The 23,660-nt window shown below is 70.6% G+C and carries 25 protein-coding genes; 14 read left to right on the top strand and 11 right to left on the bottom strand.

The features are described from left to right. Positions 1 to 25 precede the first annotated feature (25 nt). Both MKK88_RS00590 and MKK88_RS00585 read right to left on the bottom strand, forming a co-directional pair. Positions 26 to 991 carry a dihydrodipicolinate synthase family protein gene (locus MKK88_RS00590; protein WP_243996640.1) on the bottom strand — a complete coding sequence of 322 codons (966 nt, stop codon included), beginning with the start codon at positions 989 to 991 and terminating at the stop codon, positions 26 to 28. Positions 992 to 1,090: 99 nt separating this feature from the next. Continuing rightward, positions 1,091 to 1,780: a GntR family transcriptional regulator gene (locus MKK88_RS00585; protein ID WP_243996639.1), complete on the bottom strand. Its 690-nt coding sequence runs from the start codon at positions 1,778 to 1,780 to the stop codon at positions 1,091 to 1,093. 116 nt (positions 1,781 to 1,896) lie between these two features. Between MKK88_RS00585 and MKK88_RS00580 the strand changes: the two genes are divergently transcribed. Then, positions 1,897 to 3,489 (top strand): ABC transporter substrate-binding protein, encoded by a 1,593-nt coding sequence (locus MKK88_RS00580; protein ID WP_243996638.1) that lies wholly within the window; start codon positions 1,897 to 1,899, stop codon positions 3,487 to 3,489. A 181-nt stretch (positions 3,490 to 3,670) separates the two neighbouring features. Here the strand turns inward: MKK88_RS00580 and cobT are convergent, their stop codons facing one another. Next, entirely contained in the window at positions 3,671 to 4,702 is a 1,032-nt protein-coding gene (cobT, locus tag MKK88_RS00575) for a nicotinate-nucleotide--dimethylbenzimidazole phosphoribosyltransferase (protein WP_243996637.1), read from the bottom strand. A gap of 109 nt (positions 4,703 to 4,811) precedes the next feature. Here cobT and cobS point away from each other — a divergent pair, with 109 nt between their 5' ends. From cobS to MKK88_RS00560, 3 genes are read left to right on the top strand one after another with little or no spacing between them, the layout of a single operon-like run. Beyond that, positions 4,812 to 5,636 carry an adenosylcobinamide-GDP ribazoletransferase gene (cobS, locus tag MKK88_RS00570; protein ID WP_243996636.1) on the top strand — a complete coding sequence of 275 codons (825 nt, stop codon included), beginning with the start codon at positions 4,812 to 4,814 and terminating at the stop codon, positions 5,634 to 5,636. 53 nt (positions 5,637 to 5,689) lie between these two features. After that, positions 5,690 to 5,902, top strand: coding sequence for a DUF1289 domain-containing protein (locus MKK88_RS00565; protein ID WP_243996635.1), 213 nt, complete (start codon positions 5,690 to 5,692; stop codon positions 5,900 to 5,902). Beyond that, positions 5,899 to 6,591, top strand: coding sequence for a TIGR02281 family clan AA aspartic protease (locus tag MKK88_RS00560; RefSeq protein ID WP_243996634.1), 693 nt, complete (start codon positions 5,899 to 5,901; stop codon positions 6,589 to 6,591). The genes MKK88_RS00565 and MKK88_RS00560 overlap by 4 nt, the downstream gene beginning before the upstream one ends. Before the next feature lie 10 nt (positions 6,592 to 6,601). Here the strand turns inward: MKK88_RS00560 and dusA are convergent, their stop codons facing one another. After that, positions 6,602 to 7,621: a tRNA dihydrouridine(20/20a) synthase DusA gene (gene dusA, locus MKK88_RS00555; protein WP_313902286.1), complete on the bottom strand. Its 1,020-nt coding sequence runs from the start codon at positions 7,619 to 7,621 to the stop codon at positions 6,602 to 6,604. A gap of 1,048 nt (positions 7,622 to 8,669) precedes the next feature. On the opposite strand from dusA, the gene MKK88_RS00550 reads away from it, so the two are divergent. From MKK88_RS00550 to MKK88_RS00540, 4 genes are all read left to right on the top strand, one after another. Next, on the top strand, positions 8,670 to 9,878 hold the full coding sequence (locus MKK88_RS00550) for a hypothetical protein (protein ID WP_243996633.1): 1,209 nt from the start codon (positions 8,670 to 8,672) through the stop codon (positions 9,876 to 9,878). 411 nt (positions 9,879 to 10,289) lie between these two features. Beyond that, the gene (locus MKK88_RS33680) at positions 10,290 to 10,421 is read left to right on the top strand and encodes a hypothetical protein (protein WP_279601999.1); all 132 of its coding nucleotides are present in this window, start codon (positions 10,290 to 10,292) and stop codon (positions 10,419 to 10,421) included. Between the two features lie 464 nt (positions 10,422 to 10,885). Beyond that, on the top strand, positions 10,886 to 11,089 hold the full coding sequence (locus MKK88_RS00545) for a hypothetical protein (RefSeq protein ID WP_243996632.1): 204 nt from the start codon (positions 10,886 to 10,888) through the stop codon (positions 11,087 to 11,089). A gap of 571 nt (positions 11,090 to 11,660) precedes the next feature. Then, the gene (locus MKK88_RS00540) at positions 11,661 to 13,292 is read left to right on the top strand and encodes a methyl-accepting chemotaxis protein (RefSeq protein WP_279601998.1); all 1,632 of its coding nucleotides are present in this window, start codon (positions 11,661 to 11,663) and stop codon (positions 13,290 to 13,292) included. An 87-nt stretch (positions 13,293 to 13,379) separates the two neighbouring features. Here the strand turns inward: MKK88_RS00540 and MKK88_RS00535 are convergent, their stop codons facing one another. Beyond that, positions 13,380 to 14,255: an SDR family oxidoreductase gene (locus tag MKK88_RS00535; RefSeq protein WP_243996631.1), complete on the bottom strand. Its 876-nt coding sequence runs from the start codon at positions 14,253 to 14,255 to the stop codon at positions 13,380 to 13,382. A 193-nt stretch (positions 14,256 to 14,448) separates the two neighbouring features. Between MKK88_RS00535 and MKK88_RS33675 the strand changes: the two genes are divergently transcribed. After that, entirely contained in the window at positions 14,449 to 14,571 is a 123-nt protein-coding gene (locus tag MKK88_RS33675) for a hypothetical protein (RefSeq protein ID WP_279601997.1), read from the top strand. 191 nt (positions 14,572 to 14,762) lie between these two features. Next, the gene (locus MKK88_RS00530; protein ID WP_243996630.1) at positions 14,763 to 14,975 is read left to right on the top strand and encodes a hypothetical protein; all 213 of its coding nucleotides are present in this window, start codon (positions 14,763 to 14,765) and stop codon (positions 14,973 to 14,975) included. Positions 14,976 to 15,230: 255 nt separating this feature from the next. On the opposite strand, the gene MKK88_RS00525 is transcribed toward MKK88_RS00530, so the two are convergent. Beyond that, entirely contained in the window at positions 15,231 to 16,034 is an 804-nt protein-coding gene (locus tag MKK88_RS00525) for an outer membrane protein (RefSeq protein ID WP_243996629.1), read from the bottom strand. A gap of 354 nt (positions 16,035 to 16,388) precedes the next feature. After that, on the bottom strand, positions 16,389 to 17,051 hold the full coding sequence (locus MKK88_RS00520) for an urease accessory protein UreE (protein WP_243996628.1): 663 nt from the start codon (positions 17,049 to 17,051) through the stop codon (positions 16,389 to 16,391). Positions 17,052 to 17,277: 226 nt separating this feature from the next. On the opposite strand from MKK88_RS00520, the gene MKK88_RS00515 reads away from it, so the two are divergent. From MKK88_RS00515 to MKK88_RS00505, 3 genes are all read left to right on the top strand, one after another. Beyond that, a complete protein-coding gene (locus MKK88_RS00515) occupies positions 17,278 to 17,547 on the top strand; it encodes a hypothetical protein (protein WP_007560631.1) in 270 nt (89 codons plus the stop codon). Positions 17,548 to 17,696: 149 nt separating this feature from the next. Next, a complete protein-coding gene (locus MKK88_RS00510; protein WP_243996627.1) occupies positions 17,697 to 18,437 on the top strand; it encodes a TerB family tellurite resistance protein in 741 nt (246 codons plus the stop codon). Next, positions 18,434 to 19,192 carry an N-acetylmuramoyl-L-alanine amidase gene (locus MKK88_RS00505; RefSeq protein ID WP_243996626.1) on the top strand — a complete coding sequence of 253 codons (759 nt, stop codon included), beginning with the start codon at positions 18,434 to 18,436 and terminating at the stop codon, positions 19,190 to 19,192. The genes MKK88_RS00510 and MKK88_RS00505 overlap by 4 nt, the downstream gene beginning before the upstream one ends. Before the next feature lie 153 nt (positions 19,193 to 19,345). On the opposite strand, the gene MKK88_RS00500 is transcribed toward MKK88_RS00505, so the two are convergent. From MKK88_RS00500 to MKK88_RS00485, 4 genes are read right to left on the bottom strand one after another with little or no spacing between them, the layout of a single operon-like run. Then, positions 19,346 to 20,230 carry a 3-keto-5-aminohexanoate cleavage protein gene (locus MKK88_RS00500; protein WP_243996625.1) on the bottom strand — a complete coding sequence of 295 codons (885 nt, stop codon included), beginning with the start codon at positions 20,228 to 20,230 and terminating at the stop codon, positions 19,346 to 19,348. A 17-nt stretch (positions 20,231 to 20,247) separates the two neighbouring features. Then, positions 20,248 to 21,006 carry an SDR family NAD(P)-dependent oxidoreductase gene (locus tag MKK88_RS00495; protein ID WP_243996624.1) on the bottom strand — a complete coding sequence of 253 codons (759 nt, stop codon included), beginning with the start codon at positions 21,004 to 21,006 and terminating at the stop codon, positions 20,248 to 20,250. Beyond that, entirely contained in the window at positions 21,003 to 21,953 is a 951-nt protein-coding gene (locus MKK88_RS00490) for a 3-hydroxyacyl-CoA dehydrogenase family protein (protein ID WP_243996623.1), read from the bottom strand. Before MKK88_RS00490 ends, MKK88_RS00495 begins: the two co-directional genes overlap by 4 nt. A 12-nt stretch (positions 21,954 to 21,965) precedes the next feature. Continuing rightward, positions 21,966 to 22,991 (bottom strand): cyclase family protein, encoded by a 1,026-nt coding sequence (locus tag MKK88_RS00485; RefSeq protein ID WP_243996622.1) that lies wholly within the window; start codon positions 22,989 to 22,991, stop codon positions 21,966 to 21,968. 285 nt (positions 22,992 to 23,276) lie between these two features. On the opposite strand from MKK88_RS00485, the gene MKK88_RS00480 reads away from it, so the two are divergent. Further along, on the top strand, positions 23,277 to 23,660 hold a 384-nt coding region (locus tag MKK88_RS00480), incomplete at its 3' end, for an ABC transporter substrate-binding protein (RefSeq protein WP_409566599.1).

Here is a 23,660-nt window from a genome sequence, read left to right as displayed (position 1 = left end):
CGAGGCAGGCTGCCGGATCGACCGGTCAGGCCCGGCCTGCGTCCTGCGCGCACGCCTCTGGCCACTGCGCGTACCACGCCTTGAAGAGGCGCAGCTGCGTCTCCGCGTAATGGCGCTGTCCGGCGCTCAACGCGTCGGAGGCGTTGAAGTGCAGTTCGTATTCTGGGTTCCCCTCCAGCACCATCAGATACTTGTAGTAGAGGACGAGATCGGCACCCTCGTCGAAGCTCGACAGGACCGCGAGCGCCGCATCGAGTTCCTCCGCCCGCCGCCGGGCCTGGACGTCGCCCGTGGCCGCCATCTCGCACAGCGAGACGAGGTGCAGCACCTCCCGCGGCAGGACGTTGCCGATGCCCGTGATCGCGCCCCGGGCGCCGCAATTGACGTAGCCGTGCACCACCTGGGTATCCACGCCGACCATCAGGGTGATGTCGGGCGACTGGCCGGTGATGTGCTCGGCGGCGTAGGTGAGCGACCGGGCGCCGCCGAATTCCTTGAAGCCGACGAGGTGCGGGTAGCGGGCGCGCAGGCTGAAGAACAGCTCCGCCCGGGTCTCGAAGCCGTAATACGGGCTGTTGTAGATCACCGAGGGCAGGTCCACCGCCGCCTCGAGGATGCCGGCGAAATGGGCCTCCTGCGCCGCCGCCGAACTGCCCCGCGACAGGACCCGCGGGATGATCATCAGGCCCTGAGCGCCGGCCGCCTTGGCGTGCGCCGCGAGCGCCGCCGCCCGCTTCGGGTTCTGCGCGCCGGTCCCCACGATGACCGGGACGCCGTCCGACAGCAGCCGCTCGACGCCCGCCATCCGCTCCTCGTCGGTCAGGAGCGGCCAGTCGCCCATCGAGCCGCAATAGACCACCGCCGACATCCCGGCGGCGACGAGCTCCTTCCCCTTCCGGGCCAACGCCTCGAAATCCGGCGACCGGTCCGGTCGGCAGGGCGTCATGAGGGCCGGGATCGTGCCGGAGAAGATCTGTCGGTCGGAGGCCATCGGCGTTTCGTCCGGTCGGAAGGGGGATCGGGACCGCGGCGGGGGCGCGCCGGACGGCGGGCCTCTCCATGGCAGCACCGGACGATTCGGGCAAGGATTTTATACAATCGCTTGCTGCATAGCAGGCGTCCGGGTCTCGCCGGACGCCTCGCCGAGAAAGGCCATCAGCGCGGTGGCGACGTGGCCGATATGGTCGACCAGCAGGGCGCAGGCGGCCGAGATGTGACCGTTCCGGCAGAGCCGGACGATCTCCCGGTGCTCGCGGTCGGCCCGCTCCAGCTCCGCCGCATCCGTCGAGAGCTGCAGGCGGGTGTAGCGGTCGCATTCCGCCAGCAGGGAGCCGACGAGGCCGAAGGCGCGGGGGCGGTTCGCCCGGCTGTACAGGAGGAGGTGAAGCTCCGTGTTGAGCGTCCCCCAGCGTGCCGTGGCGCCTTCATGCAGGGCCGCCGCATAATCGTCCAAGAGCCTGTTCGCACGCTCGAAATCCGCCTCGGTCAGCAGCGGCGCGGACAGCGCTAGAAGGCGCGGCTCGAGGGCCGCGCGGAGTTCCAGGGCCTCGGCCGCATCGGCGGGTGAGAGCGGCGCCACCATCGCGCCCCGATGCGGATGGATCCGCACCAAGCCCTCGGCTTCGAGCTGGAACAGGGCCTCCCGGACGGGGATCCGGCTGGCGCCGAACTCCGCGGCCAGCCCGTCCTGGCGCAGTTGCGACCCGGCCGGATAGCGCCCGTCGAGGATGCGCCGCCGAATCTCGGACCCGATCGAACCCGCCATGGTCCGGTTCTTCATCGTCTCGCTCCCTGTCCGGCTCGGGCCTCGCAGGACCCTTGACGGCAGGCCCGAGGCTTGAAATTGTATAAAATGACTCGGGCTTCGAGGCCCGATCACGAGAGGGGTCGACTGCGATGACGCTCCACCGCCGCCAGCTTCTGGCGGGCACCGCTTCGGCGCTCGCCACCGGTCTCGGCCGCCCGTCCCGCGCCCGGGCTCAGTCCGGCGGCAGCGTGCTGCGCTTCATCCCGTCGACGCCCCTGCCCTCCCTCGATCCGATCGTCGCCACGAGCTACGTCATCCGCAACCATGGCTATCTCGTCTACGACACGTTGTTCGCCACCGACGAGAACTTCCGGATCCAGCCCCAGATGGTCAGCGACTGGCAGACCGCGCCTGACGGCCTGCGCTGGACCTTCCATCTCCGCGACGGCCTCAGCTTCCACGACGGGTCCCCCGTCGAGGCCAAGGACTGCATCGCCTCCATCGCGCGCTGGGCGAAGCGCGATGCCTTCGGCCAGACCCTGGCGGGCTTCGTGGCGGAATACGGCCAGGCGGATGCGCGGACCTTCACCATCAGCTTGAAAAAGCCGTTCCCCCTGCTGCCGGCGGCTTTGGGCAAGCTGTCCTCCAATGTGCCCTTCATCATGCCGGAGCGCATCGCGCTTCAGGACGCCTCCAAGCCGATCGCCGACGCGATGGGCTCCGGGCCCTGGCGCTTCGAGGCGCGGGAATGGATCCCGGGCCAGAACGCGATCTACACGCGCCACGCCGGCTACCGGCCCCGCGAGGAGGCGCCCTCCTGGGCGGCCGGCGGCAAGGTCGCCAAGGTCGACCGGATCGAGTGGCTCGCCATCACCGAGGCCTCGGCGGCCGTCGGCGCGATGATCCAGGGGGCGGTCGACTGGTACGAGCAGCCGCCGATCGACCTGATCCCCGTCCTCAAGGACAAGCCGGGCATCGAGATCCGCAACGTCCCGCTCGGGCTGATCCTGCTGATGCGGTTCAACCACACGCAGCCGCCGTTCAACAATCCCGAGATCCGCCGGGCCGTGATGATGGCCATGAAGCAGGACGACTACATGCAGGCGGTGGTCGGCAGCCCGGACTATTACCAGGAGGCCAAGACCTTCTTCACGCCGGGCTCGCCGATGTCGACCGGGGCCGGCGGAGCCGCCGCCATGCAGGAGGATCTCGGCAAGGCCAAGGCGATGCTGGCCAAGGCCGGCTACAAGGGCGAGAAGGTCGTGCTGCTGGCCCCGGCCGACCAGCCGATCGCCTACAATCAGTCGCTGGTCACCCAGGATCTGCTGAAGCAGCTCGGGATGAACGTCGATCTGGTCTCGACCGACTGGGGCAGCTTCATCGCCCGCCGCGGCAATCGCGGGCCGGTCGATGCCGGCGGCTGGTCGGTCTTCCACACGCTCTGGTCGGGGGCCGACGTGCTGAACCCGGCCCTGCATCCGCTGATCCGGGCCAACGGCCCGGCCGCCTGGTTCGGCTGGCCGGACGATCCGATCCTGGAGAGCCTGCGCAGCGACTGGATCGCGACCGGCGACGAGGCGCGCCAGAAGGCGCTGGCCGCGCAGATCGAGGAGCGGGCCTTCGCGGTCGTGCCCTACGCTCCGGCGGGTCTGGTGCAGCAGCCCATGGCCGTGAGCACGAAGCTCAAGGGCATGGTCATGGCCCCGGTCCAGTTCTTCTGGAACATCGAGAAAACCGGCTGATCGGGGATTCCAAAGGGACCAAGTCCCTTTGGTGGGGTGTCGGGGTGAAACCCCGATGAACGGATCCTTCACCCCCTTGGAGGGGGTGAAGGATCCGTACCGCAGGGCGCTGCCCTGCACCCGCCAAAGGACTCATCCTTTGGAATCCGGGACTTTCGCGATGAGGCGACGCCCCGGCGGATCAAGCGGTGGGCGCCGCGTCCTTCCCGGAAACCCCGGCCTGGGCGAAGGTCGCCATGCCGGTGTGGCAGGCGAGGGCCCCCTTGAGCAAGCCCATCGCCATGCCGGCACCGGACGCCTCCCCGAGCCGCATGCCGAGCGCCAGCAGCGGCACGAGGCCGAGCCGCTCCAGCACCTCGGCGTGGACGCCCTCCGCCGAGACGTGGCCGGCGAGGCAATGGTCGAGGGCGCTCGGGTCGGCCGCGTGCAGCACGGCAGCGGCGGCGGTCGCCACGTAGCCGTCGATCACCACCGGGATCCGCTGCAGCCGGGCCGCCAGGATCGCCCCCGCCATCGCGGCGATCTCCCGGCCGCCGAGGCGGGCGAGAACCTGCAGCGGGTCATCGAGATGCCCGGCATGGTGCGCGAGCGCCGCCTCCACGGCCGCGACCTTCCGCCCGAGCCCGTCCCGGTCGACGCCGGTGCCATGCCCGACCCAGTGGGCCGGATCGCCGCCGAACAGGGCGGCGTAGAGGGCGGCTGCCACGGTGGTATTGCCGATGCCCATCTCGCCGATGCCGAGGCAATCGGTGCCGGCCGCCACCGCCTCCATGCCGAACGCCATCGTGGCGACCGTGGCGCGCTCGTCGAGGGCCGGGCCTTCGGTGATGTCGCCGGTCGGCATGTCGAGGGCGAGGTCGAACACCTTGAAGCCGAGCCCGTAGGCCGCGCAGATCTGGTTGATCGCCGCGCCCCCGGCCGCGAAATTGTCGAGCATCTGCCGGTTGACCGCGTCCGGGAAGGCCGAGACGCCCCGGCGCGTCACCCCGTGGCTGCCGGCGAAGACGCAGACCAGCGGTCGGTCGAAGCTCGGCGGCGCCTTGCCCTGCCACGCCGCCAGCCAGGACACGAGGTTTTCCAGCCGGCCGAGGGAGCCCGCGGGCTTGGTCAGGGTCGCATCCCGGGCCGCCACGGCCTCCTGCGCGTCGCGGTCGGGACCCGGCATGGCCTTGAGCAGGTTGCGGATGTCGTCGAACGGGCCTGGATCGGGCATGGGCCGATGATTTCCTGTGGGTGCCCGGGGACGGGGCCGGATCGGGTCGCGTATACTGGACCGGCGTGCGCCAGACGAGCGGCGCGGTGGGCGGATGCGGGAGACCGCGATGGACAGGCAGACCGGCGGAGAGGCCGACTGGCCGGGGCGCGGCGCTCTCTACGACCTTGCCGGGTGCCTGCGCTTCTACTCCCGCCTGCCCGTGCCGCAACTGCCCGGCGAGCCGGACCCGCATCGCAGCCCCGACTTCACCACCCTCCCCCGGATGCTGCCGCTGGCTGGACTGGTCCTCGCCCTGCCGGCCGCCCTCGTTCTGGCGGCGGCGTGGTGGATCGGGCTCGGGCCGTTCCTGGCCGCGACGCTCGCGGTCGCGACCCTGGTGGTGGCGACCGGCGCCCTGCACGAGGACGGGCTCGCCGACGTGGCCGACGGCTTCGGCGGCGGCGCCACCCGGGAGCGCCGCCTCGAGATCATGCGCGACAGCCGGATCGGCGCCTATGGCGGGGCGGCCCTCGTCCTGTCCCTGGCGCTTCGCATCGGCGCCCTGGCGACGCTCCTCGACCGCACCGGCCTGGCCGCCGTCACCGCCCTGATCCTGGCCGCCGCCCTGTCGCGGGTCGCCGCCCTGGCCCCGATGGTACTGCTGGCGCCGGCGCGTCCGGCTGGCCTCTCCGCCTCGGTCGGGCGCCCGAGCCGGGCGAGCCTCGCCACCGCCCTCGGCCTTGGTCTGGCGCTGGCGCTGGCCGCGTGCCTCCTTAGCCTGCCGTTCGGCGGCGTCGCGCTGATGATCCTGTGCGCGGGCCTGGCCTCCTGGGGCCTGACCCGGCTGGCGCGAGACAAAATCGGCGGCCAGACCGGGGACGTGATCGGCGCCTGCCAGCAGGTGGCAGAGATCGCCGCCCTGGTGGCGCTGGTGGCTGCGGCGGCAGATTAGCGCATGAGCGGAAGGTCATCACCCGGCCACGATCCCTCCGCCAAGGTTTCTCGATGCCACCCGCGCCAAAACCCTCCTCGCCCTGCACCAAGGTCTGCGTGCTCGACGCCGCGACCGGCCTGTGCTGCGGTTGCGGCCGGACCCGCGGCGAGATCGCCGTCTGGGGCGGCCTGTCGGAGGTCGAGCGCCGGACCATCATGGCCGGGCTGGAAGCTCGGATGCGCGCGGCGCACCTGATCCCCCCCGAGGGGGCATTGCCGTCATGATCTGCCTCGGGCTCGCCGCGATCGCGCTGGTCCTCGTCGCCCTCGTGCTCAGCGACGGCAGCGACAGCGTCGGCGGCATGATCGGGCCCGATCAGCTGGCGAGCCTCGCCTGGACCGGGACGATCCTGATCCTGGTGGTGGCCGGGTTCTGGCGGCAGTTCACGGCGCAACTCGGCGCGAACCTGCGGGCACTGCTCGCCTGGGCGCTGATCGGCCTCGCCCTCGTGATCGGCTACACCGAGCGCGATCGGATCCAGGGCGTGAGTTCCCAGGTGCTCGGCGCGGTGCGGCCCGGGACCGCGACCACGGGTTCGAACGGCGCCGTCACGATCGTCCGGCGGGCCGACGGCGACTTCCGGGTCGACGCCGAGGTCAATGGCCGCGCGCAGCCCTTCCTGTTCGACACGGGCGCAAGCAGCGTCGTCCTGACCGCCGAGAACGCCGCCGCCCTCGGACTCACGCCCGATTCCTCCGCGTTCACAGCCCGCGTCTCCACCGCCAACGGCATCACCTACGCGGCGCCGGTCCAACTCGACTCCCTCAGCGTCGGCACGATCACCGAGCGGCGGGTGAACGCCATGGTGGCCAAGCCCGGGGCACTCTCCGCCAATCTCCTCGGCCAGACCTTCCTGACGCGTCTCTCCGGCTACGAGGTCCGCGGCGAACGGTTGATCCTGAACCCGCCGTAGAGCCCGTCGCTCAGGCGGCCCTTGCCTCCGGCGCCCCCCGGGAGACCAGTGCCACGGCCTCCCGCAGGGTGGCGAGATCGGCCTCGGGCCGCATGCCGTGGGTCGAGAGGTGGCGCCGGTAGGCCCGGGCGCCGGGCCGGCCGTTGAACAGGCCGAGCATGTGCCGGGTCACCGCGTGGAGGCGCTCACCCTGGGCCAGGACTCCGGCCACGTAGGGCTCGAACGCTTCGATCGCCGCAAAGGCATCGGCGGTCGGTGCGGGCACGCCGAATACGTCGGGATCGACGCCGAGCAGCAGCGCCGGCTCGGTATAGGCGGCGCGGCCGACCATGACGCCGTCGACCTCGGCGAGGCGCGCCTGCACGGCGTCCAGATCGCGCAGGCCGCCATTGACCGCGATCGGCAGGAGCGGCAGCCGCTGCTTCAGCCGCGCGGCCCGGCCGTAATCGAGCGGCGGCACGTCGCGGTTCTCCTTGGGCGACAGGCCCTGTAGCCAAGCCTTGCGGGCATGGACGATCAGCCCGTCGACGCCGGCGGCCACGACCGCATCGGCCAGGGCATCGAGGGCCGTCTCGGGGTCCTGATCGTCGACGCCGATCCGGCACTTGACGGTGACCGCCACGGCGACCGCGGCCTTCATCGCGGCGACGCAATCACCCACCAGGGCCGGCTCGCGCATGAGGCAGGCGCCGAAGCGCCCCTCCTGCACCCGGTCGGAGGGGCAGCCGACGTTGAGGTTCACCTCGTCGTAGCCGAAATCCACGGCGATCCGGGCGGCCTGCGCGAGCTCCGCCGGGTCCGACCCGCCGAGCTGGACGGCGATCGGATGCTCCACCGCCGAGAAGCCGAGCAGGCGCTCGCGCGGCCCGTGCAGAACGGCGCCGGTGGTCACCATCTCGGTGTAGAGCCGCGCGCGGGCGGAGAGGGTCCGATGGAACGCCCGGCAATGGCGATCTGTCCAATCCATCATCGGCGCGATGGAAAAGCGCCAGCCGTTGAGATTTCTGGGTTCTTCCGGTCCGCCAGTCACTTGCCGTCGCTTCCGTGCTGTTCCCCGCCGGGTCTCGGCCTCATCAGAGTTCGGCTTAGCTGTCCCGCCTCGCCCCCGTACCGTTCCAGCGCGGGGGCGCGATAGAGAGCCTCGTCGAGCGCGCGGAAGGTGTGGGACGACGGAGATATCACGGCTGGATCCACGTCAAAAGGACCGGCTGGCCCACCGCGAGACCCGGACCGTCCGCCGGCGCCCCGCCACGGGAGCGTGGCTCAAGCAACGTCACGCGGACGGTGGGCACGCCCGATGCCCTTGCCCAGATGAAGACCGAGGATCCGGCCCTCGCTGCGGCGATCGACCGGGACATCGCCGTTGCGCGCACGCGCAGCGGCCGGACCAGGGCTCAGGTGCCGCGGACATCAGGGATCGTCCGCTCGCCGCCCTGCCCGCCCGGCGCGGGATGACGGCCTTGACCCCCGGGCCGGGCAAGGGACGCGATCCGTCGACGATCGGCAATGGCCCCGCGCGCACGTCCGCCGTCCTGACGGGCGCCCGGCGCAGCTGCCGCAGGCCGCTCGACTCCAAGGCGCCGAAGGAGGCCGCAGCGGCGACGTTCTCTGACCTCCGCACAGCCAGGGTGAGGGTGTCGATGAAGGCGGTGTTCGGAACGCCTCCACGCGAGCCGGCCGGTGGTGCGACGCCGGTCCGGAAGGGGCTCGTGCGAGCGGTGTCGGAGACACCGGGTGCCGGACGCGGGCAGCCGCCGCCGCGCAATCAGGTTGTATAGAGCGGGATTTACAACCTTAAGACGAAATCAACTATTCAACCACAAGGTGTTCAAGTCGGCGCTGCCCCCAGTTGGCCGAGAGCGTCGGGAACTGCATCCGCGCGAGATTTGCAGATGTTTGGGGAATCCTTCGTCATGTCGAGCCGTGACAGCAATACGAACTGTTCTCGTCGACGCTCAAGCGTCAGCCTCGTTCTGCTCTCCAGCGGGTTTCTCGGCGCCCTGGCTGCTTCTCCGGCCCATGCACAACTGCTCCGGGGTACCCTTGATACAACCGGAGGAGGCATTCTTAGCCCGAGATTGTCCGTCGGGACCACAACTCTCGGCAGCGGTCTGGTCGGCAGCGGCCTCACCCTCGGTGCGTCCGGGACGGGCCTTGTCGGGACCGGGCTCGGGATCAGCACCAGCGCACCCGGCAGCGGTGTGCTGGGAACCGGTTTGAATGTCGGAGCAACCGGGACCGGCGTTCTGGGTACCGGACTGCTTGTCGGCACGACGGGACCGGGTGACGGTCTGCTCGGCACAGGCATCACGCTCGGGACATCCGGTACGGGGACGACGGTCGATCCCGGCGGGGGCCAGGGCGGGTCAAGCGTGACGGGTGCGGTCACGCAGTCTCAGGGCCAATCTGTCGTCACCGATCTTAGACTCTCTTCGTTCTCGGATCTCACGGGCGTCGCGGCCAACAACACCAGCCGCTTGGCTGGTCCGAGCGCCGGCGGCGACGATGCGCAGGCCATCGGCTCCGGAGCGAGCGCACTCGGTACGGCATCGCTGGCCGTGGGGACCGGCGCCAGCGCCACGAGGACCGGGAGCGTCGCCCTCGGTTACGCGGCCAGCGCCCAGGGGATCGGCAGCACGGCCGTGGGCACGGCGTCGACCGCGCGCGGTGACGGAAGTACCGCCCTGGGCTTCGCCGCCAACGCAGCCGGGTCGGGATCCACGGCGATCGGCGCGAACGCGTCGGCGGGCGGGGATGGCGGTCTCGCGTTGGGCAGCGGCGCGCGTGCCGATCAGGCGAATGCGGTCGCGATCGGCACCGACGTCAAGACGACGCGGGCCAATCAGGTCGCGATCGGCACGGCCGGAAACACCTACACGATGGCCGGCATCGCCTCGCGGGCGAGCGCGGCGGCGCAAAGCGGCCCGACGAACTTCGTCACCACGGACGCCAACGGCAATCTCGCCGCGTCGGCCTACGGGCCATCGAGCATCGCGGATTTGGGCAGCCGAGTCGACGCGGTGCAGCGTTACGCGATCCAGACCCGCAAGGAGGCTCGACAGGGCGTCGCGATGGCGATCGCCATGGCGACGGCCCCGATGCCCTCAGCGCCGGGCAAGACCACCTGGGCCACGAATGGGGCGACCTATCGCGGGGAATGGGCGGGTGGCGTGGCGGTGGCGCACCGGCTGCCCACCTGCTGTGTGCCGGTCGCGATCACGGCGGGGGTCGCCTATGGCGGCAACAACGCGCTCGGAGCCCGTGCGGGCTTGGCCGGCGAGTTCTGAAGCGAACGGTCGTCGGATTTCATCGGCTGCCTTCGATGACGCGGCGTCGCCGCATGAGGGGGCAATATCAAGGGCTCCGTGCAGGCCGCCACATATCGCCCGCTCGGCCCCGCCCCGATCTGTTCACGGGGCGGGGGAGCGTCCGATCTCACCAGCGTGTGAGCCGAGCCGATACGCAACGTGGCTCGACGGCAGGGTGGCAGGCGGCGATTAGCAGCTGATGTCGGTCGGCCGGCACCGATCGTCCCGGTTCGGGACCATGCCGCAACGCGACTTCGCGCGCGCGATGAGCCTATCCACCCGCGGGTCAGAGCGGCCCGGACGAGCCATCGCGGGAGACGTCGGCGGCGGGATTGTCGTTGGCGCAGCATGCGCCATCTTGAGGGCGAACTCAGTCGCAGGAGCGCTCAGATGTCTGCAAAGCTCTGCATCTTCTCTACGGAAGCCGAAGCGCAGGACTATGCCATCGGCTTTGGCGGCAAGGCCAAGGTTGTCTATCGTGGCGATTACCGCAAGGATTGGCTCGTCACCGTCGACGATTGATCGACCGTCGTTTCGCCCCGGGCCGACATAAGTCCGCCGCGGTGAGCCGGACGCGCTCACCGTCGATGTTTCAGCGCGGCTATAGAAAACCCGCCGCGGCGTGGCCCGGCGGGTCCTGTTGCCATCGGGCTTTGAAGACGCCTCGATAGTCCCGCGCAGAACTGCGTCGCATCGTTCGTTCGAAGGAAGCGTCGCGCGAACGGAAAGCCCTGCGCGGCGGTGCCGCCCGGGCTGAAGGGCCACAACGCGCACCAGCCGAAGCCGGGGCGCCAACGGCAGGACGGATCGGGTTGGAAGCCGCACGACCGACGCGGTACCGCCCGGGCATCCCGCTCAGGCTCGTCGAGACGCCGCCGCATCACCTGGATCGTGTTGCATGGCGGGTCGGGGTCGCCGCTCCCCGGCCGGTTCTCATCGGTCTGGCGCTGGAGACCCGCGTTCCCGGGCACGCTGGGCGGCCCATATTGGCTCGTGCTCCACGCTGGACGATCCGCGTTGAGGTCGCGCTCGACCCGCGACCAGCCGCGTGGGACCCACTCGACCCGCACCCGACCGTTCATCCCGGCCAAGCCGTTCTCGACCTCGACCCGCGCCCGATCGACGACCACGTCGATCCGTCGCGCGATCTGGAGACCGCGCCTTTAGAGGCCGAGGCACTCCGCGGCTGATTTCGGTACGGCATCAGGACAGCATGCCGCGCAGGAAGCGGTCTCTGCAGAGCGTGAAACGGCTTCCGTCGTTCCTGCCCATCAGCGGCGCGATGGAAAGCGCCAGCCCGGACCTGCGCTGCGGAGGCCGGTCGCGGTCACGTGTGCCCGATCCGTGTCGTCCCGCGCGTCGCCTGCGTCGGGTGTTATCCGGTGGGTTGGGATTGCCGGCACTGATAGCGCGGCGCGACGCCCGGCGAACAGCGCTGCCCGCTGGCCCCGGCTCGCCCCCGGCGCCTGGTTCCGGCTGTGATGCAACGCACGGCTCGAGGCTGGACTCAAAACTGAAATGGGCATGCCAGACCGCGGATCCAGTCTTGTCGATGCGGTTCGCGAAAGTTGAAAGCTTGTAAGCAGGCTCGCCTGTCAATGGATAATCCGTAAGATTTTGCGAAAGAACTTGAAATCGAGAAACAAGATTTGCATATGCTGGGGAGAGGAGAAGGTGCAATCTCAATAAATCTGAAGTCTTATTCAAGGATATGCGTTTATGACAATTGGCAAGAAAGTATTCTTTATTTTAGGTGGTGTCTTGCTGGCATTCGCGGCGATCTTGGCCGTCGAGTTCCGGTCCGTCGAAGGCATCATGATGGAGGATCGCCGGGCCGCCATCCGCAATCAGGTCGAAGCGGCGCACAGCATCGTGGTCGCGCTGGCCAAGCAGGCCGAAGCCGGGACCCTGACCCAGGACGAGGCGAAAAAGCGGGCCGGCGATGTCCTGCGGGCGATCCGGTTCAACGGTAGCGACTACGTCTTCGTCTACGGCACGGCTCCCGGCCATGTCGGACGCAACCTCGTCCATCCCGATCCCAAGATCGAAGGCACGAAGAGCCGCAGCGACGAAGCAATGAAGACGATCTTCGTCGGGCAGATCATCGAGCGTGGCATGGCGGGGGGCGGCTTCACCGAGTATAGCTGGCGGCGGCTCGGCGAGACGGAGCCCGCACCCAAGGTGGCCTACTCCCTGGGCTTCGCGCCGTGGCAATGGTCCATCAACGCGGCGCTCTACGTCGATGACGTCTATGCGGTGAGCCGCCAGCGGATGATCCAGTCCCTGTACTGGCTGGTGCCGCTGTTCCTCGCGATCGCGGGGGCGGGCATCCTGGTCGCCCGGAGCATCACCAGGCCGCTGAGCGCCTTCACCAAGGCCCTGCGCCGGCTCGCCGAGGGTGAGATCGCGACCGCGATCCCGGGATTGGGCCGGCGCGACGAGATCGGCCAGATGGCCGCGGCGGCCGGGGTCTTCCGCGACAGCATGGTGAAGGAGCAGGCCCTCGCGGCCGATCAGCTGGCCGAGCGGGCCAAGCGCGAGGAGCGGGCGCGCCGGATGGAGGATCTGACGCGAAGCTTCGACCAGAGCGCGAGTGCGCTCCTGCAGCAGGTGGATGGCGCCGCGGCCGGGATGCGCGAGGCTTGCCGGGCGATGTCGGAGACCGCCGTGGAGGCGGCGGAGCAGGCCGGATCGGCGGCCGACGCCGCCCAGGAGGCGGCCGCCAACGTGCAGACCGTGGCCGCGGCGACCGAGGAACTGTCGGCCTCGATCTCGGAGATCGGCGGGCAGGTCACCAAGTCGGCCGAGATCGCCGGGCAGGCCGTCAGCGAAGCGGAGCGGACCGACCGGCAGATTCGCGGTCTCGCCGGAGCGGCGGAGAGGATCGGTGAGGTCGTGCGGATCATTTCGGCCATCGCCGAGCAGACGAATCTGCTGGCGCTCAACGCCACGATCGAAGCGGCCCGGGCCGGCGAGGCGGGCCGCGGCTTCGCCGTGGTGGCCGCGGAGGTGAAGGGACTGGCCGGCCAGACCGCCAAGGCCACCGAGGAGATCACCGCGCAGATCGACGCCATCCAGGGGGAGACGACGGAGGCGGTCGCGGCGGTTCAATCGATCGGCAAGACGGTGGATCTGATGAACACCATCGCGAGCGCGATCGCGGCGGCCGTCGAGCAGCAGCGCTTCGCCACGGGGCACATCTCCCAGAACGTCGATGCGGCCTCGCAGGGGACCGGGGCGGTGAGCCAGAACGTGGTCTCGGCTTCGGCGGCGGCGGAATCGACGCGCCGCGTGGCCGGCGATGTCGGATCGGCCGCCGACGGCGTCTGCCGCAGCGCCGAGGCGTTGCGCGTTGAGGTCCTGCGCTTCCTCACCGAGGTGCGCGCCGCCTGAACCGGGCGAATGGCGGGCCGCCGGTGGCCCGCCGCCCGCTTATGCCACGCGACCGCGCGGACGCGCTGCGCCCGGCCCGCGGTCGTCTCAGAGCACCGGCATCGCCCCCGCCACCGTGACGAGCGCGCCCGAGGTGTAGCTGCTCTCCTCCGAGGCCAGCATCACGTAGGCCGAGGCGAGCTCGGCCGGCTGGCCGGGGCGCCCGAACGGCACTTGGCTGCCGAACGACGTCACCGCATCCTGGCTCATCCCGGAGGGAATGAACGGGGTCCAGATCGGCCCGGGCAGCACGCCGTTCACGCGCACCCCCTTCTCGGCCAGCAGCTGGGCGAGGCTCAGCACCATGTTGCTCAGGGCGCCCTTGGTGGCGCTGTAGGCCATGAGCGTCGGCATCGGATGCTTCGAATTGACCGAGGAGGTGAAGATCACCGAGGCACCCGGCTTGAGGTGCGGGAGCGCCGCCTTGGTCACGTAGAACGGGCCGAACACGTTCGTGCGGAAATGATCCTCGAAGATGGTGTCCTCGATGGCGTCAAGGTCCTGGTTCGGCTGCTGGAACGCGCCGTTGTTGACCAGGACGTCGAGGCGCCCGAACGTCTCCACGGTGCGGGCGACGATCTGGCGTCCGTAGGCCGGGTCCTTCAGGTCGCCGGGCAGCAGCAGGGCGCGCCGGCCCGCCTTCTCGATCCATTGACCCACCGCCTCGGCATCCGCCTGCTCCTCCGGCAGGTAGGAGATCGCGACATCCGCCCCCTCCCGGGCGAAGGCGATCGCGACGGCGCGGCCGATCCCGCTGTCGCCGCCGGTGATCAGGGCCGCCCGGCCGGCGAGCTTGCCGGAGCCCGCGTAGCTCGCCTCGCCGTGATCGGGCTTCGGTTCCATGCCGCCGGTCTTGCCGGGGAAGCTCTGCGGCTGCGCCGGGAAGGGCGGGCGGGGATATTTGTGCAGCGGATCCGTGGTCACGTGGCGCCTCCGGTTGAATGCCGGTCCAACCGGGAGGCCTTCGGCGGTGTTCCGCGCCGCGGCGCCATGCCCGGTCCGGCCGGTGCGGCGGATGGGCCACAGGCGCGACGCCGCGGCGGAAATCCCGCGCCGGGCCCTGCGTCGACACAGCTCAGCAACAGGTACCGCTCAGTCTCGGCGCTGAGGAGGCGCCATGAGTCTTGAATGTCAGCCTGATGATCGGGCGGCGCGCCTGGTCGACCGTGTCCTGCTCTGCGCCGCGATGCTCTCGCTCACCTTCGGCCTGGCGACCGGGCTCTGGGGATTGCTGCATTGAGCCCGCCGCAGGAGACGCATGCGGATCGTGACCGGTGATCCGGATCGGCCGCCCGGGGCGGCGCGGGTCCGATGGGGTCGCAGGCGCACTGATCGGCGCCGGGCTTGCGCTGCTCGCGCTGGCGCTCCTGTTTGCCGGTTTCCCATGACCGGCCGCTGCGGATCGTGGCCCAGCATTGGCCATCGGCCGTGATGCTGAACCGCGCCCTGGTCGTGGCCGCGCTGCTCGCGGCCGCCGCCTTCCTGATCTATCTCGCGAACCTCGCCCGCGACGCGCTGTCACCGAATGAAACCTACGCGGCCAGCATCGGACTGACCCTGGATCAGTGTGTCTCGGCGCAGGATGGCCTCGGATCCCGTGAGGCACGCGCCTATTGTCGGCGTCCGGTACCGAAGCGCCTGTGAGCCGGCGCCGCCGCAGGGGATCCGTGCAGGCGAAACGCCCCGGACGGGAATATCCGGGGCGTCGTCCATCTGATCGGGCGGGGGCCGTCCGGGCGAGGGCTGCGGCGGCATGCCGTACGGCATCGCACCGGTCTCTGCGCGCCCGAAGGGACGATGAGAGCCGTGCCCGACCGCTTCGCAGGCGGGCTTGCCGCTCACTCTCCGTTTGACACCCCCTCCTGCGCCGAAGCGGCCTACGCTTCGGCGGCGTGTGCCTCAGCTGCCGAACTTGTAATTCAGCCCCACGCGGCCGAGTACGCCCTCGTTCTGGAAGCGCGTGACGTAGGCGCCTTGGCCGCGCCCGATCGCCGGCAGCGCAACCCTGCTGCTGCCGAGGTTGTAGTACAGCGCTTCGGCCTTCACCGTGACGGCGTTGGAGCGGAACACGTTCAGGAACGAGTCGGTCGGCAGGGCATACTCGACGCCGCCGCCAGCCGCGTAGCCGGTCTCGATGCGCGAACGGCTGCCGAAGAAGACGGGATCACGCTGCGGCGCCTGGAAGGTGGCGCGCTCCGTATCGGCCGCGTAGGCGAAGCCGCCGGTGCCGTAGACGAGCACGTGATCGAAGGCATAACCGACACGTCCGCGCACGGTGCCCAGGAAATCCCCCGCCTGCCGATAGGTGCTGATGCCGCCGGTCCGGCCGACGACGCGGCGGGTGCGGTTCAGGTCCGTGTAGTTCGCGTCGGTCTCGACGCCGACCACGAAGCCCGAGCCGGGGGTGAACTGGTAGTTGTAGCCGATCTGGCCGCCGCCGGTGAATCCGTCCTGCGGCAGCCGCAGGGCGCCCGGACGGTTCCCGGTCCGAACGCCGTTATTGCCCGGGAAGACGCCCGCCGTCAGCGCGGTATCCTGGGTCGTCGTGATGTAACCGGCGTTGACGCCGAAATACGTGCCCGTCCAAGTGAAGACCGGCACCGGGATCGGCGCGGGCGGAAGCGCGCGACGGGGCAGATCGGCAGCTGAGGCCGCAGCCGTCAAGGTTGCGAAGGCTGCCGCGGAGACAACGAGCTTGTTCATGTGAGCCGTTCCAAAGACGAAGTTCCTGGAGCGGATGTATCAACGGCCCATGAGCGAAGCTGTGATTGTGATGCAACAGTTCATTCGATAGCATATTCGGCAAATTACCGGATAATATCCAGTCTATTGGCCCGCATAACCCCGTTAAAATTCAATCGTGATCCAGAGTTTTTCGGCTTCAGCCGATGAACGATAGGGTTATGATCTGACAATACGGACCTCATCCCGGGCGGAATTCGATATCCCCACGCCTCCTTGCCGGCCCCGGAATGAAGAACGGCGCCCGATCGGGCGCCGTTCCTGGTCGTGGACTTCGCGATCCCAGTCCCGCGCTACCGCTGCGTCCGAGTGCTTTCAGTGCTCGTGTCCGCAGCCCGGCCCATGAGCGTGACCATGGTCGGGCCCGTGATTGTGCGCGTGATCGTGGTGGTGATGGTCGTGCCCATGATCATGGGCATGGTCATGACTCTCGTGGGCATGGCTCTCGTGGGCATGGCCGTGATGGTCATGGCCATGATCGTGCCCGTGATGGTCATGCCCGTGGTCGTGGCCGCAGGTGCTGTGATCGTGGGCCGCACGCTCGGGCCGGAACGGCCGCGAGACCGGGCTCGCGACGCAGCCCTGGCCGCGCACCAGCTCGGCCGCAGCGGGGGTCGCCGGAATGTAGAGCGCGTCCGCGGCGATCTCGGCGGGCACGTGGCTGCCGCCGAGCTGCCACGCGAGGCGCATCAGCCGGGTGGGATTCTCGGCGCGCACCACGAACAGATCCTGCGCAGCGGCCTGCACCACGACGAGCCGGCCGTCGTCGAGGCGCAGCGCGTCGCCGTCATCCAGGGCCGCTTCCTTGGTGAGTGCCACCGTGAAGCCGAGCCCGCCCTCGGCCATCAGGGTCTGGGGAAGCGCGGACCGGGCGTCATGGTCGAGGCTCACCGTGTCGACGACGCGGTCTGCCCGCACCGCGGCCCGACGGACGATCGTGGTGGCGGTGGGCGTGGAGGTCGGCTCGGGCGTCGACATGGGATGGGATCCTCGGACAGGGCGCCGCGGTCCCCGGCCGGGGCCGCCTCAAGGCGCGAGGCATAGGGCGAGACGGGAACCGGGCGCAACTCCGGTCTCGCTCCGATGGAACCTTAGCCGTAGGGTCGCCATTGCATTGCTGCTAAGCTCGGGGCGATCCGCCACGATCACGGCCTTTGGCCGGACCGGCTGCACAGGCCGGATGCACAAGGGAGTTCTGGGGACCATGAAGAAGCTCACTGCCGCCGCCCTCGCCACCATCGCCGCCCTGTCGCTCGGCGCCTGCAACACCCCCGAGGACCGGGCGCTCGGCGGCGCGGGCCTCGGTGCGCTCACCGGCGCGGCGATCGGCGCGGCCGCGACGGGTCGCGCGGGCGGTGCGCTCGCCGGCGCGGCGATCGGCGGTGCCGGTGGCGCCATCGTGGGCGCCTCGACCGCGCCGCGCTGCCCCTACGGCACCTACCGCGACGCCTACGGCAACATCTACTGCCGCTGAGCCAAAGCGGGGCCGGGCTATGGCCCGGCCCTTCCGCCCGGCCTAAGGAGCGTTTATTCCGGCCCTGAGCCGGGGCGTCCCGGTGCCGGACCTACGCCGCCCACGATGACTGCACCGCGTCCACGATTCGCCCCTGAGCCGGGTCGCCGATGACGTCGGCGGCCGAATCTCAGGGCGTGTGGGGCAAGATCGGTGGGGCCGGCCTGGGCCTCGCGATCGGTGGCCCCCTCGGGGCGCTGGTCGGGGGCGTCGCGGGCCATTTCCTGCTGGACCGGGTCGGCGCGCCCTTCGGCCGGACGCCCCGCGACGTGGTGTTCACCACCGGGCTCGTAGCGCTCGCCGCCAAGATGGCCAAATCCGACGGCGTCGTGCTGCCCTCCGAGGTGGAGGCCTTCGGCCGGGTCGTGCAGGTCGAGCCCGCCGCGCGGCCGGGGGTCGAGCGGCTGTTCGATCTGGCCAAGAAGACCACGAACGGGTTCGAGGCCTATGCGCGCCAGCTCGCCGCGACCTTCGGCGACGAGCCGGCCCTGCTCGAGGACGTGCTCGACGGCCTGTTCCAGATCGCGGGCGCCGACGGGGCGCTCCACGAGGCGGAGGAGCGCTACCTCCGGTCGGTCTCCGCCATCTTTGGCTTCGACGAGGCGGCGTTCCAGCGGATCGCCGCCCGGCACGTGCGGCTGCCGGACGATCCCTACGCCGTCCTCGGCCTCGACCGGGAGGCCGACGCGGCGACCCTGAAGGCCCGCCATCGGGATCTCGTGGCCGAGCACCATCCGGACCGGGCGCTGGCCCGCGGCCTGCCCACGGAGGCGGTGGCGATCGCGACCCGGCGGCTCGCCGCGATCAACGCCGCCTATGATCGGATCGTGGCGGAGCGGGGGGTGCGGTGAGCCTGAGTGCGGACAGCCCCCTCGCCCGCCGCGTCGCCCCCTCGCCGAACCATGGCGAGCGCCGTGGGGGCCGGCCCGACATGCTGATCCTCCACTACACCGGCATGGGGAGCGGGGCCGCCGCCCTGGCGCGGCTGCGCGATCCGCTGAGCGAGGTCTCGGCCCATTACCTCGTGTTCGAGGATGGCGGCATCGTCCAGCTGGTGCCGGAGGCGCGCCGGGCGTGGCACGCGGGGGCGGGCACGTGGAGGGGCGAGACCGACATCAACTCCCGCTCCCTCGGGATCGAGATCGTCCATCCGGGCCATGCCGGCGGGCTGCCGCCCTACCCGGAGGCGCAGATCGAGGCGGTGATCGCGCTGGCCCGGGACATTTTGGGCCGCTGGCCGATCCCGTCCGAGCGGGTTCTCGCCCATTCCGACATCGCCCCCGAGCGCAAGGAGGATCCGGGCGAGACGTTTCCGTGGGACCGCCTCGCGGCGGCGGGCATCGGCCACCACGTGCCGCCCACGAGCCTGCGGGACGGCCGCTTCTTCGCCCAGGGCGATGCCGGCCAGCCCGTCGAGGCCCTGCAGGCGATGTTCGCCCTCTACGGCTACGATCTGCCGGTCACCGGGCTGTTCGACGCGCGCACCCACGCGGTGGTCACCGCGTTCCAGCGCCATTTCCGGCAGGCGCGGGTGGACGGTGTGGCCGACGCGTCGACCATCACCACCCTGCGCGACCTCATCGCGGCCCTGCCGAAGCAGGGCTGACGGGCCTTCGGGCCCAGCTCTTTCACGGTGATGGGCCGAGCGCGATCCAGGGTCGGCAACGCCCCGTCCCGTGACGCGCGTCCCCGTTTCGAACCGGTGGGGCGCCCGCGGGATCCGATCCGACGACCCTGTTTGGCTCGGCGGGCGGGCGCTCTATCCCCGTGGCGCCAAACCAAAGATCGCCCGCGCCTGATCGGGCGTGGCCGGCTCGCGGTCGATATGGGCGAGCAAACTCACCGCCTTCTCGACCAGCGCCGCGTTGCTCGGCGCGAGCTTGCCATGGGACAGGTACAGGTTGTCCTCCAGCCCCACCCGGACGTTCCCGCCCATCCCGGCCGCCACCGCCAGCATCGGATATTCCTGCCGCCCGATCCCGAAGGCCGACCAGATCGCGTCCTCCGGCAGCCGCGCCCGCATCGCCACCAGCGCCTCGGGCGTCGCTGGCGCCCCCCAGGGGATGCCGAGGCAGATCTGGAACAGGGGCGGGCGCGCCAGATGCCCCTCGGCGATCAGGTGCCGGGCCAGCTCGATCTGGCCGAGGTCGAACACCTCGATCTCGGGCTTCACGCCGGCCTCCCGGATCTGCCCCGCCATGGCCCGCAGATGGGCGGGCGTGTTCAGGAACAGGTGTTCGCCGAAATTCATCGTGGCGATGTCGAGGGTGCAGATCTCCGGCCGCAACGCCGCCACGTGCCGGGTGCGCGCCTCCGGGCTCACGAAGGTCGTGCCGGGGCCGGCTTTGGCCGGATCGGGGTCGCCCGGCACGAACCGGCCCCCCGCCCCCGTGGTCAGGTTGAGAATGACGGCATCGTTCTTGTCGCGGATCCGCTCGACCACCTCGCGGTAATGGGCGAGTTCCATGCTGGGCGCGCCGGTCGCGGGATCGCGGACATGGATGTGGACCACCGCGGCCCCGGCGGACGCCGCCTCCAGGGCGGATCGCGCGATGGCCTCGGGGCTCACCGGCACCGCCGGGTTCTTCTTCGGCGTGTCGAAGGAGCCCGTGAGGGCGCAGGTGATGACGGTGGTGCGCGACATCGCTGGTGTCCTCGAACTCACAGGGCCCCGCCATCGACCGTGAGGGTCTCGCCGGTGATGTAGGCCGCCCCCGCGGCCAGGAAGAAGATCGTTTCGGCGACGTCCTCCGGCCGGGCCATGCGACCCAGCATGGTGCGCCCGACGGTGGAGGCCTTGCGCTCCTCGGACCAGGGCTGGGTCCAGGGGGTGGCGACGAGGCCGGGCGCCACCGCGTTGACCCGCACGTCGGGGGCCAGCGCCCGGGCGAGGCTGCGGGTGAGGTTGATCAGCCCGGCCTTGCTGGCCGAGTAGGCGACCGACGAGCCGCGCCGCCCGAGCCCGGCGACCGAGGCGGTGTTGACGATGGCGCCCCGGCTTTTCTTGAGACTTGCTGCCGCCGCACGCGCGCAGCGGAACGGGCCGAGCAAGTTGGTGGCCAGGATGGTGGCCCAAAAATCCTCGGTCATCGCGTCGAGGTCCTCGAACGCGATGGGGGTGGTGGTGCCCGCCGTGCCGGCATTGTTGACGAGCACGTCGAGGCCGCCGAGCCGCGCGATCCCGTCCGCCACCATCGCCTCGGCGGCCCCGGGCTCGGACACGTCCCCGGGCAGGGCGATGACGGAAAAGCCCGCTCCGGCGAGCCGTTCGACCTCTTCGGGGCCGCGGGGATCGTCGGGCAGATGGTTCAGCGCCACCGTGGCGCCGTTGCGCGCGAACATCGCCACCGTCGCGAGCCCGATGCCCGACGAGGCCCCGGTGACGAGGACGCGCCGTCCGGAAAAATCCGCCCCGATCATGTCCCCTCCATCCGGCCGATCCCGGCCATCGCGGCCTTGAGCGCCAGGAGCTTGCGGTCGCGCTCGCGGAACAGCTCTTCGGGCGGGCGCCCGCCCCAGTCGAAATAGCCGCGCCCCGCCATCACCCCGGTGCGGCCTTCGGCGCAGAGGGCGTCCAGGGTCTCGGAGCGGGTGCGCGGGGGCGGCGGCGCGTAGCTCGCATTGGCGAGCGCCCGCTGCGTCAGTTCCAGCCCGGTGAAGTCGGCCTTGGCGAGGTGGCCGAGGATCGGAATGCGTAACGACAGGCCGTGGATGATCGCGTCGTCGATGTCCCGCGGCGCGGCGACGCCTTCGTCGAGGAGCTGGAACACCTCGGCGCTGATCGCCTGCTGGATGCGGTTGGCGATGTAGCCCGGGATGAAGCGCTTCAGCACGATCGGCACCTGCCCGAGGCCGCGCACCAGATCGGCCATCGCGGCGACGATGGCCGGATCGGTCCCGGGGCCCGGCACCACGTCGACGAGGTCGACGATGTAGGGCGGCGTGTACCAGTGCAGGATCAGTGCCCGCGCCTGCCGGGCTTCGGGGATCAGCGGGAAGACGTCGAGGTAGCTGGTGTTGCTGGCGAGGATCGTGTCGGCCGGGCAGAGCCGGTCGAGCTCGGTGAAGAGGGCGCGCTTCGCCTCCGGGTTCTCGGTGATCGCCTCGATCACGAGGCCGGCGCCGGCCACGGCGGGTTCGAGCTCCGCCTCGACCCGGACGGCCAGCCTGAGCCTTTCGGCATCCCAGCCCTCCGGGGCGGCGCCCGCCTCCCGCAGGGTCGCGAGCGCGGAGGCCATGAGGGCCGGGATCCGCGCGCGGGTCTCAGGAGCCGTGTCGGTGATCCGCACGGCGTGCCCGCGGAGCGCCAGCACCAGGGCGATGCCGTGCCCCATCAGGCCGCCGCCGACGATCGCGATCTCGGTCATGCCGCCCTCCCCTCATACCGTGGCGATCGGCGTCGTCGGCGAGCCCACCGCCCCGGGCAGGCGCAGGGGCGGCGCGGTGAGCAGGAAGCGGGAGCGGCCGTGCGCCCGCAGCCAGTCGGCGAGCGGCGTCAGGTGCCACAATTCGCCGAGATTGACCCCGAGCTTGAACAGGCAGTGCTCGTGCAGCGGCAGCGTCGCGCAGCAGGCGGGGCCGGGCCCCGCCGGATAGGCCTCCACGGCGTAGTTGTCGGCGATCAGCGCGCAGAGCCCGGTGCGGGTGATCCAGTCGAGGAGCCGCGGATCCCGCCCGTCGAGCCCGGCGCAGAGATTGTGGACGAGCTTCGGGTCGGGTGTCCCGCCCATGGCGATCAGCCGCTCGGCGAAGCCCGTGTGCAGGCAGACCATGTCGCCGGGCTCCACCACGACGCCGTCCGCCTCCAGGATCCGGGCGAGCTGGTCGTAGCCGACCTTGGTCTTGGCGTCGCCGAGATGGGCGCGCAGATCGATCATCACGGCCCGGCCCTGCATGCCCCTCTCAGCCAGCCGCTCGATCCCGAGTTTTTTGGCCTGGGAGGGCTGGTCCGCTGCCTCGGCGCGCTCCGGCCCGACGATGTCCCGGCCGCCGCGGAAGCCGTTGTAGAAGGTCGGCGCCGCGCCTGACCCGTCCGCATCGAACAGCGAGCCGACATGGGCGAGCGAATCCCACTGCGTCGAGTATTGCAGGTGGATCAGCGCCCGGTCGTCGCAGATCACGTCGGTGGCGCCGTCGACCTCCTCGCAGACCGGGAAGTTCATGTTGGGCCGGCCGTTGGCGCGCCGGGTCGGAGTGATCTGCGGCGGGTGGCGGCGCGGGTTGAGGGCATTGCCGCCCGGCAGGTCCAGGGGCAGGCTGAGGCAGAAGGTCAGGCCCTCCCGCACCTCGGCGACGCCCTGGCGCACCTTCTCGGGGGTGAGGAGGTTGAGGCGGCCCAACTCGTCGTCGGGGCCGAAATCGCCCCAGGTCGAGCCCTCGGGCCGTCGGGTCCAGCGCAGACTCATGCGCAGACTCGTGGGGCCGAGCCCCGGCCCGGGACGGGCCCGGACGTGCGTGCGTTCCTCACCGGATGATCCGCCCTTATTCGAGGCCATCGGGCCCGCATTCGTGCGGTGCCGGGCGCGAGCCTAGGCCCGGGCCGCGGAGCCCGGAAGCCCCGGGCGCGAACGACTCGCCGGAAACGTCACCCGCGGCGCGGCGGCCGCCCCTTGTGATCCGTCGAGCCCCGGCTACAGTCAGTGCCAAGCCCGCGAATAAAAAATTCGGGCGCACAGATTGAGGAAACGCCGATGTCCGAGACCGCGCGTGCCGTCGTCCGGCGCGCCCAGATCCGGCGCATGCTGCCTGCTTTGCTGGCGGCGGGATCGATGCTCACAGGTCCGGCCCACGCCGCGGACCCGATCAAGATCGGCGTGATCGCCGAGGCGCAGTCCGTGGCCGGGGCCTCGATCCCGCAGGCCGTGCAGCTCGCCGCCGACGAGATCAACGCCAAGGGCGGGATCGACGGCCGGCAGATCCAGGTCGTCACCTACGACGACAAGTCGTCAGCCTCGGATGCGGTCCGCGCCTTCCAGCGGGCGGTCTCGGAGGACAAGGTCAACCTCGTCATCGCGAGCTACATCTCCGAGGTCGTGCTGGCGCTCATGCCCTGGGCGGCGCGGCTGAAGACCCCG

Origin of the sequence: Methylobacterium sp. E-005, from assembly GCF_022829725.1 — a bacterium.
Taxonomy (GTDB): Bacteria; Pseudomonadota; Alphaproteobacteria; order Rhizobiales; family Beijerinckiaceae; genus Methylobacterium.
Note: the sequence above shows the minus strand (reverse complement) of the source record. Positions and strands in the feature narration are given on the sequence as shown.